This window comes from Schaalia turicensis, assembly GCF_019380255.1.
Lineage (GTDB): Bacteria > Actinomycetota > Actinomycetes > Actinomycetales > Actinomycetaceae > Pauljensenia > Pauljensenia turicensis_A.
This window is the reverse complement of the sequence record NZ_CP048928.1, coordinates 1,496,996-1,513,633: the sequence shown is the minus strand read 5'-3', so window position 1 is coordinate 1,513,633 and position 16,638 is coordinate 1,496,996. Positions and strand designations below refer to the sequence as shown.

The window sequence follows — 16,638 nt, the reverse complement described above, 5'->3', positions numbered from 1 at the left end:
GAGTGCGCTTGTACCGAGGTGCCGTGCTTGTTCAGCGTTTGCCGTGCTTGTTCACCGTCTTCGTAGAAGCAAACGTGTGTGATCTGCGTTTTTACGGTGCTTGTTCACGCGAAGGGTAGCGTGCTTGTTCACCGTGGGGCTGCGCTTGTTCACTGTTGCGGGCGTGATTGCACGCTGTCATGGTCGCGCTTGTTCACCCGAAGTCCCGGCTACTTCTCAGGATGAACACCTGTCGGACGTTTTGCAGATTGGTTTCTACATGGTCTGTTTTAGGCTAGGAGAGCGATGACTGATTTCACTTCTCTTCCCGATCTTGGCTCCGCTTCATTCTCAGAATGGGGCGGTGTGCCAGAACCTGGGCCTGAGTCGCCGGTGTATGACTTCCCCGGCGGATCCGTTCTAGGTGAGGATGTTGTGCCCGTTTTGGATGAAACTGAGTACTTCTCTCAGGCGAATAGGACCAGCTCGAAATCTGCGTTCGGCTATTCGGGCAATGGAAGTGAAGAACCTTCAGACTGGCAGTCCCGGCCTCGTTTTTCTGAACCGGACGAACTCATTAGAGAACTCAACGATCAGCAACGCGAAGCTGTCGTCCACGACGGTGGACCGCTACTGATTATGGCGGGCGCGGGATCTGGGAAAACGCGCGTGCTTACTCACCGAATTGCCTACCTTCTTGCTACAGGGCGAGCCACACAAGGGCAGATTCTTGCGATCACGTTCACCAACAAAGCCGCCGCAGAAATGCGTGAAAGGGTTGGCGGGCTGGTCGGTCATGGCGCGGCGTATATGTGGGTTTCGACGTTCCATTCGGCCTGCGTGCGAATCCTGCGACGTGAGCACGAGGCCGCCGGTCTGACTTCGTCGTTCACCATTTATGACGCGCAGGATGCTCAGCGACTCATTCAAATGATCCTGAAATCGATGGATGTCGACGTGAAGCGATACTCACCCAAAATGATCGCGGCCAAGATTTCAGATCTAAAAAATGAACTGATTACTCCCGCCAAATACGAGGAAACCTGCGCAAACGACCCAATTTCAAAGATCGTCGCAAACACCTATCGCGAATACTCAAAGAGAATGCGCGAATCGAATGCGCTGGACTTCGATGATCTGATCATGGCAACGGTGCAGTTGCTGAAAGACAAGCCACTGATTGCTCAACAGTATCATCGGCGCTTCCGCCACATTCTGGTGGATGAGTATCAAGACACGAACCATGCGCAGTATGTCCTGGTTCGCCTACTTGTCGGCGATGGCGATGACGGAGTAGAACCCGGTGAGCTCACCGTGGTTGGTGACTCAGACCAGTCGATTTACGCCTTCCGCGGTGCAACAATCCGCAACATTGAGCAGTTTGAGCGCGATTTTCCGGGTGCTCGCACAATTCTTCTGGAGCAGAATTATCGGTCGACACAGAATATTCTCTCTGCCGCGAATGCAGTGATCGCGCGCAACCAAGGGCGTCGACCAAAAAACCTGTGGACAGCTTCAGGCGATGGTGCGCTCATCACTCTTGACGCAGCTGATTCTGAACATGATGAAGCACGTTTTGTCGTGTCTGAAGTTGATCGCCTGGCTGATCAGGGTGCTTCATATGGTGATGTTGCAGTCTTTTACCGTACAAACGCCCAGTCACGTGCCATTGAAGAACTCCTTGTGCGTCAAGGAATTCCCTACCGCGTGGTCGGCGGAACACGATTCTACGAGCGCAAAGAAATCAAAGATGCGCTGGCCTACCTGCAAGCGATCTCCAATCCTGATGACAGCGTTGCCGTCCGCAGAATTATCAACGTTCCGCGTCGTGGGATCGGCGCAAAAGCTGAAGACGCTATCGCAGTCCATGCTTCTCGATACGGTATTTCCTTCGGCCAAGCTGTCCGAGACGTCTGGGAAAGCGAAGGATGCCCGCTGGGTGAAAGTGAAGGTATTGAATGGCAATATCCGACGGTCAGTCAAAGCGATGCGACATCGCTCGTCGATGTTGCCACCTCTTCTGATTCTCCTTCGGGTAAACCTTTCCCATCGAACGCCACAGACTTAGGGAAACAAACAAGCGAGCCTTCCCTTGTTGAGTCTGAAACACCGGGGGCCATCGTAGACAATGCGCTCAGTGCGTGGGCAGACGTAGAGGTACGTACATTCGAGCAAAATCCGCCGGATGCTCAAGATGTAAACTCGGCCTCGTCGATCGGAAATTTGCCCAGCCGGCAGTTGCCCCCCAGTGGTGAACAGCGCGAGGTCCTTGGCCTTTCTCCGCGAGCGCGAAAGTCGATTGCTGCGTTCTGGGGTCTTATCGAATCTACTCGGCAAGCAAGTGAAAAGGGTGTGTCGACTGCCGATATCCTCGAGGAGATCCTGGATAAGACTGGATACCTCGCTACGCTACGAAAGTCGGAGGATCCTCAGGATGCTTCGCGCGTGGAAAACCTTGCAGAATTGCACTCAGTAGCGATTGATTTCGCGCACGTGAACCCGCGCGGTAGTGTGGTCGACTTCCTTGAGCGAGTCGCACTCGTTGCAGATTCGGATCAAATTCCATCTGAAGACCAGCGAAGTGGTCAGGTGACGTTGATGACAGTGCATACAGCGAAGGGGCTGGAATTCCCCATCGTGTTTGTCACCGGCATGGAAGATGGGACCTTCCCGCATCAAAGGTCGCTTGGGGATGAGTCTGAGCTTGCGGAAGAGCGTCGCCTTGCGTACGTGGCAATTACGCGTGCGCGTGAGCGACTGTATCTGACTCGAGCCTCTATTCGCTCAGCTTGGGGTAGTCCGCAAGAGATGTTGCCGTCCCAGTTCCTCGCAGATATTCCGCCGGAGCTATGCGATATTCGCCGATCCTCAACTGCAAGTGAACGACTGCGTTCGCGCGAAAACTCCTGGGGGAGCGGATGGGGATCGGGCTCCTACTCTTCGCACACCGGTCGTGCCTTGGATGATGATGGGCCAGTTTTTGGCTCCGGTAAAGCAGAAACTGCCTCTCGAGTCACAGGTATTCGAACCGGGAAAACCATACGCATGGGTGCGCAACAAACGTCACGCAATACGCACCGACCACTCCTTGACTTGAAGGTTGGCGATAGGGTTAAACACGCGAGTCTGGGGGAGGGAACTGTTGTTGGCCTCGAAGGTCAGGGGAAAACAACGGTTGCTCGGGTCAAATTCAGCGAAGCGGAGAAGCGCCTGCTTCTTCGAGTTGCACCCCTAGAAAAAATCTGAATCGAACATAAATTGGCGTTCTTAGGACGAACGGCCTAAATGGTCGTTAGTCTGTTCAATGACAAGCCATAGATGACAAAGGAGTCCACCCGTGGACCTGTATGAATACCAAGCACGTGACATGTTTCGAAAGCACGGCGTTCCCGTACTGCCCGGGCTTACCGCAACGACTGTCGAAGAGGCGCGCACAGCGGCAACTCGTCTGCTCTCAGATGGCGCCGAGCTTCTCGTCGTCAAAGCGCAGGTGAAAACCGGTGGCCGCGGAAAGGCAGGTGGCGTCAAACTTGCTTACACTGCCGCAGAAGCCGCTGAAAAAGCAGAGGCAATTCTTGGACTCGATATCAAGGGACATATCGTCAAAACCCTGCTGATCGCATCGGGTGCCGACATCGCCGAGGAATACTACTTCTCGATCCTCCTTGATCGATCGAACCGTCGCTACCTTGCAATGTGCTCCCGCGAAGGCGGTATGGACATTGAAACCCTGGCGAAGGAACGCCCCGAAGCCCTAGCTCGCGTGCCTCTGAACCCCGTCATCGGAATCAACGATCAAGTGGCACGGGAGATCTTGACGCAAGCGGGATTCCCCGCTGAACGCCAGGATCCCCTCATTCCGGTCCTCGTCCTGCTCTGGGAAACCTACCGCGACGAGGACGCAACCCTTGTCGAGGTCAATCCTCTTGTCACTGCCACCGACGGTACCGTGTGGGCAGTCGACGGCAAGGTCAGCCTGGACGACAACGCCCGCTTCCGCCATCCGGAACACGAAGAACTCGTCGACCGAGCCACCCAAGATCCCCGCGAGGCGCTGGCGAAGGAAGCCGGACTGAACTACGTGCGCCTCGAAGGTGAAGTTGGCATCATCGGTAACGGTGCTGGTCTGGTCATGTCAACCCTCGACGTCGTTGCGATGGCCGGTGAAGATCTTGGCGTAAAACCGGCAAACTTCCTCGATATCGGTGGCGGTGCTTCGGCTGAAGTGATGGCAAAGGGCCTCGACATCATCCTCGGCGACGAGCAGGTTCGCTCTGTCTTCGTTAACGTTTTCGGTGGCATTACCGCATGTGACAAGGTCGCGGAAGGCATCATCGGAGCTCTCGAAGTTCTTGGCGACTCTGCGACGAAGCCTCTGGTGGTTCGCCTCGATGGAAATAAGGTCGCCGAAGGTCGAGCGATCCTCCAGGCGGCGAACCATCCGTTGATCCACATGGTTGAGACCATGGACGATGCCGCACGACGTGCAGCTGAACTTGCTGCCGAGGCCGTTGCTTCACGGCCGGCTCAGAACTGACCAGACGAAAGACAAAGGACGAAAAGAATGTCGATTTTCCTTAACTCTGACTCCCGTGTCATCGTCCAGGGTATGACGGGCGCTGAAGGTCGCAAGCACACGCAACGGATGCTGAGCGCCGGCACGACCATTGTTGCTGGCACTAACCCGCGCAAAGCCGGCACCAGTGTCGACTTTGACGTGGTTGGCTACGGCCCGGCCGCTGACCGGGTCGAAAACGGAACAGTGTCCGTACCCGTGTACGCCACTGTTGCTGAAGCAAAAGAAGCAACGAACGCGAACACTTCCGTCATCTTCGTTCCGCCGGCCTTCGCGAAGGGAGCCGCACTTGAAGCGATTGATGCTGGCATCGAAACGATCGTTGTGATCACCGAAGGTATTCCTGTCGCAGACTCAACCGTTTTCGTGTCGCATGCACTGAAGAAGGGTGTTCGTCTGATTGGCCCGAACTGCCCAGGCATCATTAGCCCAAACCAATCAAACGTTGGTATCACACCAGCAGACATCACCGGTCCGGGTCGCATCGGCCTAGTTTCTAAGTCCGGCACGCTCACGTACCAGCTCATGTACGAACTCCGCGACTTTGGTTTCACCACCTGCCTTGGCATCGGTGGCGACCCGGTGGTCGGAACCACCCACATCGATGCCTTGGCGGCGTTCGAAGCCGACCCCGACACCGATCTGGTTGTGATGATCGGCGAAATCGGTGGCGACGCAGAAGAACGAGCAGCTACCTGGATCAAGGAAAACATGACGAAACCCGTTGTCGCCTACGTTGCTGGTTTTACAGCCCCCGAAGGCAAGACCATGGGGCACGCTGGCGCGATCGTTTCCGGTTCTTCCGGTACTGCTGCGGCAAAGGCCGAGGCCCTAGAAGCAGTTGGTGTTCGCGTCGGTCGGACTCCGTCGCAGACCGCTCAGCTTGCTCGAGAAATCCTCTCAAAGTAGTTGCACACTATGCCGGTTTTGGCAGGGCAAACTGAAGAGGCCGGAAGCGAACAGAACACAAACTCTGCAAACGGAGTGGCCAGAACACAAACTCTGAAAGCGATCTGATCTCGCTTCCACACTGAGGTAGGTCTCAATCTGACGGTGGCCGGTGGTGCGAAAGCCCTACCGGCCACCGGTGCGTCATGATGGATAACGCTATGAACGTTACGCCTGAGACTTCACCAAGCGTCACCACAACGACGTACGCTCCGACGCGGAAAACTATTCGCGTGAGCATGCCTGACGGTTGGGCGCGCGCCATGCTTTCGGGCGTTGAAGCAGCATTCGTCGGTTGGGCTACCTGCGTTCTTATCGTCATGGGCTCCTTCCTGACGGTCGCGTCGAACCCGTGGGTGTCAAAAATCGGCTGGGACACGGTGTTCGCGTCCAGTTCGGATGTCTTCGGAGTCCTCTTCGGCGCATCAGTTCATACAGAAACCGTCACCTATCACGCCATCCCCACTCTTGTGTCGATCGGCCTCGTTGTGTTGCTCCGACTCTTCTTGCGCGGAGGCGAAGAGTTCTCGCCATCGTCGAACTGGTTCGCCGTTCCTGCTTTCACTGTGATGACCGCTTTCCTGATCGGTTCGGGTGCTTCGTATGTGCGCTGGTGGGAAGCGATGCCGGGTGCCCTATTCGTTTCGCTTCTCGCGTCGGCGTGGGCGTTTTTTTCTTGTGGTGACCATCCACTTCGCCGGTGGGGAGTCCCGCGCCTCATTCGTTTAGGAATTCGCGAGGCCGCAATCGCACTCACAGTCGTCGTCGGATCTGCGGCGGTTCTTACTCTGATCGCCCTTCTTACTCATACCTCACAAATCGCGGGGATCCACCAGCTCCTGCTCACGACATCTCCAATTGAGGACGCGCTTGTTGGACTCGGTCAGTTATTTTTCGCCCCAACAATCTTGGCGTGGACGTTGGCTTGGTTTGCTGGACCCGGATTCTGGGTCGGAGTCGATGCGCTTCATTCGCCCACGTCAGCCCCAACTTTGCCGATCCCAGGTATCCCTGTCTTGGGCGCGATGCCCAATATCACTCCAAGCTATTGGACGATCCTCGTTCCGATTGCGATCGGTTTTGGCATCGGTATGTGGCGCGGAAGGAAGCGTCGGCAAGCATCGCTTCGTGAACAGTTTGTTCTTTCCGCTGTCGCATTTGTCGTGATCGGTGTTGGCTTCTGGATGTGGATGGCCATGTCAACCCTTCAGCTGGGGGCGACGCGCATGGTATTCCTAGGGCCGCATGTCGGTCCGACTACTGCGGCTCTGCTCAGCGAAGTTGGTTTGGCGTTTGTATTTGGTTGGGTGATCGTTCACCCGCGCTCGTTGAAGTGGATGCGCGATCAATGGGAGCTTTCGCTTCTTGACGCTGGGCAAACGGCTCCGTCTTCGACCGCGCTTGTTGAAGAATCGCCCTCCGATGTTTCGGCTTCAGACGTGCCTGTTTCGACCGCGCTTGTTGAAGCAGAAGAGACTCCGGAACCGGATGAAATTGATACTGACCCGACCGAGGAAGAACTCGAGGTTTTGGTGAACAAGCGCGCCGATGACACCCCCAAAGAATCCCAGTCGGAACCTGAACTTGTTCCATGGACACCGACTCCCCAAGTTGTTGAGCCGACGGTGAAGTCTCCGGCTCAGCAGGAAGCTGAACAAGCGCGCTCCGAAGATGCGCTTGCAACTGAGCGTCTTGACCTCTCTTCGCTCTCGACCGGTGAACAAGCGCGCTTGGAAGAGGGCGAATGAACACCGAACCGACTCATTGATCGGTGCACGCTCCGCTTGAACAAGCGCGGTTAGCTGTTCTGTATCCGGCGAAGGCTCCAACAAGCGTGCGCTTGTTCAAGCGTGCGAAGATCCCACGTTCGGCGCCACGGCGGTTCTAGTGGGTGCAGACAGGGAGTGTTCAGCGATCGACTGAGCGAAGGAACGAGGCCTCGCGCACTTTGTTTGCTAGTTTCTCACTTTGAAACGCGCGAAGACTGGGACGCTGAGCTTCGACGGAACCTTGAACAAGCGCGGTCGGCCTCGTCGATAACTGGCACGCGGAAGGCGAATGTGGGGCGAATCCCTCACTGGACCTGCTTGGAACGCACACGCGCTACGGGATACGATCGCCGTAGGTTGCAACTGGCGAGGGTGGATCACCACCGGGGAGCAACCCGAAGTACCCGTGAGGCGTCGCCCGCCTGGGCGCCGGGCATGATCAACCATTACTGGAGGAACCCATGTCCGTTCGCCTGGACAATCTCGAAGCTATTGACGTCCGCCCCATTACCCGCGCTCTTATTTCCGTCTATGACAAGACCGGTCTGATTGAGCTTGCCACCGCACTTGCTGGCGCTGGCGTTGAAATTGTTTCCACCGGCTCGACCGCCGCGAAGATCGCAGAAGCTGGCGTCCCGGTTACCCCCGTTGACGACGTCACCGGTTTCCCTGAGGTCCTCGAAGGTCGCGTGAAGACCCTGCACCCGATGATTCACGCGGGCATTCTTGCTGATCAGCGCAAGGCTGACCACCGCGAGCAGATCAGCGAACTCGGCGTGAAGGCATTTGACCTGGTTATTTGCAATCTCTACCCGTTCACTCAGACGGTTGCCGGCGGGGGTAGCTTCGACGAATGCGTCGAGCAGATTGATATCGGTGGCCCGTCCATGGTGCGTGCAGCGGCGAAGAACCATCCGTCGGTTGCAGTCGTGACCTCGCCCGATTCCTACGCTGCGGTTATTGAAGCTGCCCGGGCTGAAGGTTTCACGCTGAAACAACGTCGCGAACTGGCAGCACGCGCCTTCGCACATACCGCAACTTACGATCTGGCCATCTCCGGCTGGTTTGCCGATCAGCTCGATCTGGACGATGTCCGCGACGAATTGGACGAGGTCTGCGAAACCCACCTCGACGCTTCCGATGCTGCGTTCCTTGAGTCCCTCGGGTTTGCCGTCGACGGGGAATCCGAAGAAATCGTCGAAGCTGACGACGAAGAAGGCGACATGCCGGCGTTCGTCGCCGATGCTTTCGAACGCGTTGACTCCCTGCGCTACGGTGAGAATCCGCATCAGAACGCTGCCGTGTACCGCGAGATCGCAGACGAAGAAGACCTCGACGAAAACGAGCTTCTGCCCGGCATCGCCAATGCTCGCCAGCTGCATGGCAAGGCAATGAGCTACAACAACTACACCGACGGTGACGCTGCCCTGCGCGCTGTCTACGACCACGAGCGCCCCTGCGTCGCCATCATCAAGCACGCGAACCCCTGCGGTATCGCCGTTGCCGACGACGTCGCGGAGGCACATCGCAAGGCGCACGCGTGTGACCCCGTCTCCGCATTCGGTGGCGTGATCGCCGTGAACCGCCCGGTCAGCGTTGAACTGGCTAAGCAGATCGTCCCGATCTTCACCGAGGTTGTGCTGGCCCCCGGATACGACGAGGGTGCGCTCGAGGTCCTGTCTGCGAAGAAGAATCTGCGTGTCCTGGAAGTTGCTCCGCTGGCAGTCGGTGCCAGAGAGTTCAAGCAGATTTCTGGTGGCCTGCTGGTTCAGGACCGCGATGACGTCGATGCAGTCGGCGACGATCCGGCAAACTGGACGCTCGTCGCAGGTGAAGCCGCGGATGCTGCAACCCTAGCTGACCTTGAGTTCGCATGGCGCACGGTTCGCGCCGTCCGCTCTAACGCGATCCTGCTGGTTAAGGATGAGGCTTCGGTCGGCGTCGGTATGGGACAGGTCAACCGCGTTGATTCCTGCAAGCTTGCAGTCGAACGCGCAAACACGCTGGGAGGTCGCTCTACCGGTGACGCGGCCAAGGATGCGGGCGCAGATATTCAGTCCGCTGGCGGTGCGCGCGCAGAAGACATTCTTGGCGCAAAAACTGAGCAGCGTTCCATCGGCGCGGTTGCCGCATCCGATGCGTTCTTCCCCTTCGCTGATGGCCTGCAGGTCCTGATTGATGCCGGCGTGAAGGCTGTCGTTCAGCCTGGCGGATCCGTCCGCGACGAGGAATCCATCGAAGCTGCGAAGGCTGCTGGCATCACGATGTACATGACGGGCACGCGCCACTTCGCACACTGACCTGCATTTCGGCGAGGTTGTTGGAAACGGCGACATCGTCCACTGATTATCCCCCTGCTGGAGCGCTCCGGCAGGGGGAATTTCATCTGAGTACACTGCCGTGTGCGAAGGAAAGGTGAACAAGCGCGGTAAAGTGGCGAGTTTGCAAGGAACACCGAGAGCACGCGGAACGCGCGGAACCGAGAGACTGTGGTGCCTCATTTTGAGCCTCTGACACCCTGAAATCAGGCTCGAAGCTACAGCCCCGCGTCTGGATGCTCGGGGAAGAGTGGCATGACGCCCGGGATGTGACTGTGCGCAGTCAGAGGGTTCGTGGGAATCTCGAAAGCGACTTCCAAGAATGGGCGCAGTAGATTCGCCAGGTCGTCAGGCTGTCCGTCGGAGACGAAGATGACGTTCGGGTGCAGCTTCTCGGACTCGACGAGATCCAAGATAACGCGCGCATCCCCGCGTTCTGAATCAACCCAATACACGGTCCAATCCGGGCCCAGAGCAGACTGCCCCGAAACGATGAAACGTCGTACTCGGCACCCTGGTGGAAGCGCTGTCACAACATCTTCATCCAAGTCGATCATGATCCGCGGGCCGCTGACTGCGCGCAGGTTACCTTGCCCCAATTCGCGCGGGTCATTCACGGTCAGCGTCGACAGGTCGATACTTGCCGACTGATCATCGTGCCCCGGAGCTCCGGCGAGATGAGCGAGCTGTTCGGCGAGCTTCCACGTAAAAATCTCCGGGCGGACGTCGAGCATATCCGGTACCGACCAGCGGAACTTACAAACTGCGAGGAACCATTTTAACGGGTCAACTCCATCAAGGAGGAGCCCCTCGCGCAGGTAAAGAGCACGTTGCATTACCGCGTCGCGCACCGGATCATCGGCGAGCTTGCGCGCCTTCTTCAAGCGACGGTGAAAACGCTTTTGCGCCGAAGCATAGTCGTCGCCGTCAACCCACTGATCGCCCGGCCAGTTGTGCAGTCGAACAACCTCTTCACGCAGAGAAAACTGCTCGCCAACATAACCGCGATCAGCAAGCACGGTATCCCATGCCTGCACGATTTCCAAGGCGTGAGCGAATGGTGCGGGTACTTCGAGGTGAGGGATGACTGCAAGCTCCTGCCGTGCCGTTGACGCTCGCCAAGCAACAAATTGCGCGTGCGTGACAGGCTGGCCGTCGATGTCGCCCCAGCGTGGGTCGCTGGCTCTCGTTCGGGTTGCCTCGGCCCAGTTCACGAGGCCGGCCAGCAGTTTCTTACGTGGAACATCTGGGGTGTGGGCCGGAGCAATCGTGGGGTCTTGGGCATCAAATGCTCCTTCGATGTGCGCAACTGCTTTCAAGAGGAGGTTCCAGTTTGGAAGCTTTACGCGCTTCTTCGAGGCGAGTGCGACGGGGCTGAGGAACTGATCGATCAACCATGGGACGTCTCGGGAGTGAGCGATGCTGGCGATCTGGTCTCGAGCCACTTGCAGGGGAGCGTTTAATTCCGCGATGAGTGGGAGCGCTTGACGCTCTGCGTTGGAAAGCTTGCGACCGTCCGGGAAGCGTTTATGACTGCCGTGTTTGCCACGTTCGAGCATGAAAGCGCCGAAGGCTGGCATCTGGTGGTCGTTGGCAGGCATGAGTCTATTGTGTCGTACCTCTAGGTTTTCTTGCGCTCAACCGACCGCGCTTGTTCAAGAAACGAGGTGCTTGAACGGGCTTCATTGACCGCGCTTGTTCAAGCATCTGTGGGTTTTTGGCCGCGCTTGTTCACCGGATGGGGAGCGAGACGGGGACGCACAGCCTCGTATTTTTGAGTGGCGATTGGTGAACAAGCGCGGTGGTGAGTGGGGTGGGATTGGTGAACAAGCGGGGTGGTGAGTGGGGTGGGATTGGTGAACAAGCGCGGTGGTGGGGAGCGGGTTGAGACGCGTTGAACGCTCGCGCGGGTCGTTTCGCTGACGAGCGACAGGTACGATTGAGCCATGAATTCAACTCCTCGCCCCGTCCTCGTCGTTGATTTTGGTGCACAGTACGCGCAGCTGATCGCCCGTCGCGTTCGTGAAGCCTCCATTTACTCTGAGATCGTTCCTCACACCATGTCGGTCGCCGACATGCTGGCGAAGGACCCGGCAGCGATCATCCTGTCGGGTGGCCCGTCCTCCGTGTATGAAGAGGGCGCTCCGTCGATTGACCCCGCAATCTTTGATGCCGGTGTTCCGTTGCTTGGCATCTGCTACGGCTTCCAGACAATGGCCGCTGTCCTCGGAGGAACCGTCGGTCGCACCGGCACCCGCGAATACGGGCATACGGATGCTTCCGTCGGCACCTCGTCCTGCCTCTTCGCTGGCACTCCCGCTGACCAGGTCGTGTGGATGAGCCACGGTGATGCAGTCCAGGCGGCTCCCGAAGGGTTCGAGGTCACCGCATCCACCTCCGAAACCCCGGTTGCAGCGTTCGAAGATCGCTCCCGCAAGCTGTTCGGTCTGCAATGGCATCCCGAGGTCGGCCACTCGCAGTGTGGCCAGGACGCTCTGAAGAACTTCCTCTACGAAGGCGCTGGACTGGAACCCTCATGGACCGCAGGCTCCATCATTGACGAACAGGTCGAGGCGATCCGCAAGCAGGTTGGCGACGCTCAGGTGATCTGCGCGCTCTCCGGCGGTGTTGACTCTTCCGTGGCAGCAGCGCTGGTTCACAAGGCAGTCGGTGACCAGCTCACCTGCTTCTTCATCGACCACGGTCTGCTCCGCGCGGGCGAACGCGAACAGGTCGAAGGCGACTATGCGCGAGGCATGGGCATCCGCGTTGTGACCTGCGATGAATCCGAACGATTCCTCAGCGCGCTCGCGGGCGTTTCCGATCCGGAAACCAAGCGCAAGATCATCGGTCGTGAGTTCATTCGCTCATTCGAGGCTGCTCAGAAGCAGGTCATTGAACAGATCGGTGCGGAAGGTGGCGAGGTCAAGTTCCTCGTTCAAGGCACCCTGTACCCGGACGTTGTCGAATCCGGCGGTGGCGAGGGCGCAGCAAACATCAAGAGCCACCACAACGTTGGTGGCCTGCCCGACGACATGAAGTTCGAGCTCGTTGAGCCCCTGCGCACGCTGTTCAAGGACGAGGTCCGCGCTGTTGGTCGCGAGCTCGGTCTGCCCGACTACCTGGTTGAGCGCCAGCCCTTCCCGGGCCCGGGCCTCGGTATTCGCATCATCGGCGAGGTCACGAAGGAACGCCTCGACATCCTGCGTGCAGCTGACCTGATTGTTCGCGAAGAGCTGACTGCTGCTGGCCTCGATTCTGAAATCTGGCAGTGCCCGGTCGTTCTGCTTGCAGATGTTCGTTCCGTGGGTGTTCAGGGTGATGGTCGCACCTATGGCCACCCGATCGTCCTGCGTCCCGTTTCTTCGGAAGACGCGATGACCGCAGACTGGACCCGCCTGCCGTATGACGTGCTGGCGAAGATCTCGACGCGCATTACCAACTCGGTTGCAGAAGTGAACCGCGTGGTGCTGGACGTGACGTCCAAGCCGCCGGCAACGATCGAGTGGGAGTAGGCTGACAGGGTTCTGACCTGCATCTTTGAGTGCCGCACTGTGCTGCTGAGTTTCGTTTCGTACGAGAGCCACGGCAAAGCCGCCAGCGACATTGGTGAGTAAAACCGATTATCGAGCCTCCGTTTCCATGTTGGGACGGAGGCTTTTTCTTTGCCTTTTTACTCCCTTTCACCTGCGATTTCGCCATTTACTCCCCGTATTTCAAGACGGCAAGGCACGGGGCGGTATTCGGAGGAATGGGAGTAAGGATTCATCCCGAGTGAGTAGACGCGCGCTTTTTGTCCCCGAGGGCAAAACGGGACCGTCTCGTGGCCTGTGAAACTCAAATCGAACTCAATGGGCGTTTTTGCGGTCTCCGTACGGCGTTACCCCAGGTGGCTAATGGGGAGTAAAGAATCTTTCCGTCTCAATGAAAACGGGAGTAATCAGGGGAAATGCCGCGGCGTACTACCGCGTGCCGCCGTGTAAGCCACTGCGTCATTTACTCCCCGGGTGCGTCGAAAATGCCTTTGCATGCAATGGGGAGTAAAAACTCAGCATACGCAGGTGCGAGCGGAGCTCACCGCCTAGCCTGGCGTCCTGATTCGGTTGCGATAATCACCAAAAATGGAGGGTGTTCCAGTGAATGCCCTCCAGTTTTATTTGGGGAATCGGGTAAAATAATTTCTTGTTTTTTAGAGCGCACTATGATATACTGTTATTATCCTGATTTGAGGAGTCTACCAAATATGCGGCAAGGTATTCTTAAATAAAATTTGATAATGGGCGCAAAAATGCTTGCCCCTTGCAGGGGCTTGGTTTTTGTACCCAATTTAAGAATACTTTTGCCTTTTAAGCAAATATCGTGACGGACAGCAGCTTATGTAAGCCGTGTGTGTTTTTGTGTGTCCGAAGTCATGATCCCCAGCGGTAAAAGTATTAGCCGCTGGGGATTTTTGCGCCCATTTGGGCCTTGTATGGAGGATAGACATGAATATAATCAATATCGGGATTCTTGCCCATGTAGACGCCGGCAAGACGACACTGACTGAAAGCCTGCTGTATGCCAGCGGAGCCATTTCAGAACCGGGGAGCGTCGAAAAAGGGACAACGAGGACGGACACCATGCTGTTGGAGCGGCAGCGTGGGATTACCATTCAAGCGGCAGTCACTTCCTTCCTGTGGCGCAGATGTAAAGTCAACATAGTGGATACGCCCGGCCACATGGATTTTTTGGCGGAGGTGTACCGCTCTTTGGCCGTTTTAGATGGGGCTATCTTGGTGATCTCCGCTAAAGATGGTGTGCAGGCCCAGACCCGTATTCTGTTCTATGCCCTGCGGAAAATGAACATTCCCACCGTTATCTTTATCAACAAAATCGACCAGGCTGGCGTTGATTTGCAGGGTGTGTATCAGTCTGTTCGGGATAAGCTCTCCGCCGATATTATCATCAAGCAGACGGTGTCGCTGTCCCCGGAAATAGTCCTGGATGAAAATACCGACATAGAAGCATGGGATGCGGTCATCGAAAATAACGATGAATTATTGGAAAAATATATCGCAGGAGAACCAATCAGCCGGGAAGAACTTGCGCAGGAGGAACAGCGGCGGGTTCAAGACGCCTCCCTATTCCCGGTCTATCACGGCAGCGCCAAAAAGGGCCTTGGCATTCAACCGTTGATGGATGCGGTGACAGGGCTGTTCCAACCGATTGGGGAACAGGGGAGCGCCGCCCTATGCGGCAACGTTTTCAAGGTGGAGTATACAGATTGTGACCAGCGGCTTATCTATCTGCGGCTATACAGCGGAACGCTGCGCCTGCGGGATACGGTGGCCCTGGCCGGGAGAGAAAAGCTGAAAATCACAGAGATGCGTATTCCATCCAAAGGGGAGATTGTTCGGACAGACACCGCCCACAAGGGCGAAATTGTCATCCTTCCCAGCGACAGCGTGGGATTAAACGACGTATTAGGGGACAACACCCGGCTTCCTCGTGAAAGGTGGTGCGATGCCCCCCTCCCCATGCTGCGGACGGCGATCACGCCGAAAACGGCAGCGCAAAGAGAACGGCTGCTGGACGCTCTTACGCAAATTGCGGATACTGACCCGCTTTTGCGCTACGAGGTGGATTCCATCACCCATGAGATCATTCTTTCTTTTTTGGGCCGGGTGCAGTTGGAGGTTGTTTCCGCTTTGCTGGCAGAAAAGTACAAGATTGAAACAGCGGTGAAGGAACCTACCGTCATTTATTTAGAGCGGCCGCTCAAAGCAGCCAGCCACACTATCCATATTGAGGTGCCGCCCAACCCATTTTGGGCATCCATCGGACTGTCTGTTACGCCGCTCCCGCTTGGCTCCGGTGTACAATACGAGAGCCGGGTTTCCCTGGGATACTTGAACCAGAGTTTTCAAAACGCTGTCATGGATGGTATCCGTTACGGGCTGGAACAAGGCTTGTGCGGCTGGAACGTAACGGACTGTAAGATTTGCTTTGAATACGGGCTTTATTATAGCCCGGTCAGCACGCCGGCGGATTTTCGCTCATTGGCCCCGATTGTATTGGAACAGGCATTGAAGAAATCAGGAACGCAGTTGCTGGAACCTTATCTCTCGTTCACCCTCTATGCGCCCCAGGAATACCTTTCCAGGGCTTATCACGATGCGCCAAAATACTGTGCCGCTATCGAAACGGCCCAGGTAAAAAAGGATGAAGTTGTCTTTACTGGCGAAATTCCCGCCCGCTATATACAGGCATACCGTACTGATCTGGCCTTTTACACCAACGGGCGGAGCGTATGTCTTACAGAACTGAAAGGGTATCAGGCCGCTGTCGGCGAGCCGGTCATCCAGCCCCGCCGTCCAAACAGCCGCCTGGACAAGGTGCGCCATATGTTCAGTAAGATTACTTGATACACCACAGCAAAGAAGGTTACAGAATTATGTAGAGCTCCACATAATTCTGTTGCATTTTCCAGCCTCTTGTGATACTATTTTGATACTAAGAAAATTGACAGCCGAAAATAGCAGGTAAAATATTAGCAAATTTGCGAATATTTTACCTGTAAATTCAAGAGAAATACTTCCTCATATACTTGAATTTGTCGAGTGGGAGTAGGCTGATAGGGTTCTGGCCTGCACTTTTGAGTGCCGCACTGTACTCCTGAGTTTCGTTTCGTATGAAAGTCATAGCAAAGCCGCCAGCAACGGAGGCTTTCGAGCTGAGCGAGGCCAAGGAGGAACGGCTCTCGCAGATCATCGCCGAGATCAACAGTCGCACCGGCAAGTCCTACGACAACGACGTTGCCGTAAAGGCTATGCTGCAAATCCGCGACCTTCTGCTCAAGTCCGAAAAGCTCAAGGCGTCCGCGAAGAATAACACGGTGAAAGACTTCGAGTTCTCCTATTTCGACGACATCGACGACGCCCTCATCGAGGGGCTTTCGCAGAATCAGGACTTCTTCTCGCTGCTGCTGAGCAACGACGAGATAAAGAGGCAGGTTCTGGGCATTTTCACCGACGAGATATACCAGAGCCTGAGAAGCGCGTAAGGAGCT

9 protein-coding genes and 1 riboswitch are annotated in these 16,638 nt (G+C 56.5%); of the genes, 8 read left to right on the top strand and 1 reads right to left on the bottom strand.

Annotated elements, in window-relative coordinates:
- The first annotated feature begins 285 nt into the window (after positions 1 to 285).
- The 5 genes from G5S47_RS06665 to purH all read left to right on the top strand — a co-directional run bounded on the left by G5S47_RS06665 (position 286) and on the right by purH (position 9,572).
- Complete coding sequence (locus G5S47_RS06665; RefSeq protein WP_219585439.1) at positions 286 to 3,225, top strand: UvrD-helicase domain-containing protein; 2,940 nt, start codon at positions 286 to 288, stop codon at positions 3,223 to 3,225.
- Positions 3,226 to 3,316: 91 nt separating this feature from the next.
- Positions 3,317 to 4,516, top strand: coding sequence for an ADP-forming succinate--CoA ligase subunit beta (sucC, locus tag G5S47_RS06660; RefSeq protein WP_219585438.1), 1,200 nt, complete (start codon positions 3,317 to 3,319; stop codon positions 4,514 to 4,516).
- A 27-nt stretch (positions 4,517 to 4,543) separates the two neighbouring features.
- Positions 4,544 to 5,464, top strand: a complete 921-nt coding sequence (gene sucD / locus G5S47_RS06655; RefSeq protein WP_006681537.1) for a succinate--CoA ligase subunit alpha — start codon at positions 4,544 to 4,546, stop codon at positions 5,462 to 5,464.
- Positions 5,465 to 5,742: 278 nt separating this feature from the next.
- The gene (locus G5S47_RS06650) at positions 5,743 to 7,251 is read left to right on the top strand and encodes a cell division protein PerM (RefSeq protein ID WP_257878516.1); all 1,509 of its coding nucleotides are present in this window, start codon (positions 5,743 to 5,745) and stop codon (positions 7,249 to 7,251) included.
- A gap of 370 nt (positions 7,252 to 7,621) precedes the next feature.
- Positions 7,622 to 7,707, top strand: a riboswitch (ZMP/ZTP riboswitch).
- A 26-nt stretch (positions 7,708 to 7,733) separates the two neighbouring features.
- Positions 7,734 to 9,572, top strand: a complete 1,839-nt coding sequence (purH, locus tag G5S47_RS06645; protein ID WP_219585436.1) for a bifunctional phosphoribosylaminoimidazolecarboxamide formyltransferase/IMP cyclohydrolase — start codon at positions 7,734 to 7,736, stop codon at positions 9,570 to 9,572.
- Positions 9,573 to 9,808: 236 nt separating this feature from the next.
- On the opposite strand, the gene G5S47_RS06640 is transcribed toward purH, so the two are convergent.
- Positions 9,809 to 11,191, bottom strand: coding sequence for a hypothetical protein (locus tag G5S47_RS06640; protein WP_219585435.1), 1,383 nt, complete (start codon positions 11,189 to 11,191; stop codon positions 9,809 to 9,811).
- Between the two features lie 345 nt (positions 11,192 to 11,536).
- On the opposite strand from G5S47_RS06640, the gene guaA reads away from it, so the two are divergent.
- From guaA to G5S47_RS06625, 3 genes are all read left to right on the top strand, one after another.
- Positions 11,537 to 13,105, top strand: coding sequence for a glutamine-hydrolyzing GMP synthase (guaA, locus tag G5S47_RS06635; RefSeq protein ID WP_006681533.1), 1,569 nt, complete (start codon positions 11,537 to 11,539; stop codon positions 13,103 to 13,105).
- Between the two features lie 969 nt (positions 13,106 to 14,074).
- Entirely contained in the window at positions 14,075 to 15,994 is a 1,920-nt protein-coding gene (tet, locus tag G5S47_RS06630) for a TetM/TetW/TetO/TetS family tetracycline resistance ribosomal protection protein (RefSeq protein ID WP_219585434.1), read from the top strand.
- A gap of 266 nt (positions 15,995 to 16,260) precedes the next feature.
- Positions 16,261 to 16,632 carry a hypothetical protein gene (locus G5S47_RS06625; RefSeq protein WP_218840337.1) on the top strand — a complete coding sequence of 124 codons (372 nt, stop codon included), beginning with the start codon at positions 16,261 to 16,263 and terminating at the stop codon, positions 16,630 to 16,632.
- Positions 16,633 to 16,638 lie beyond the last annotated feature (6 nt).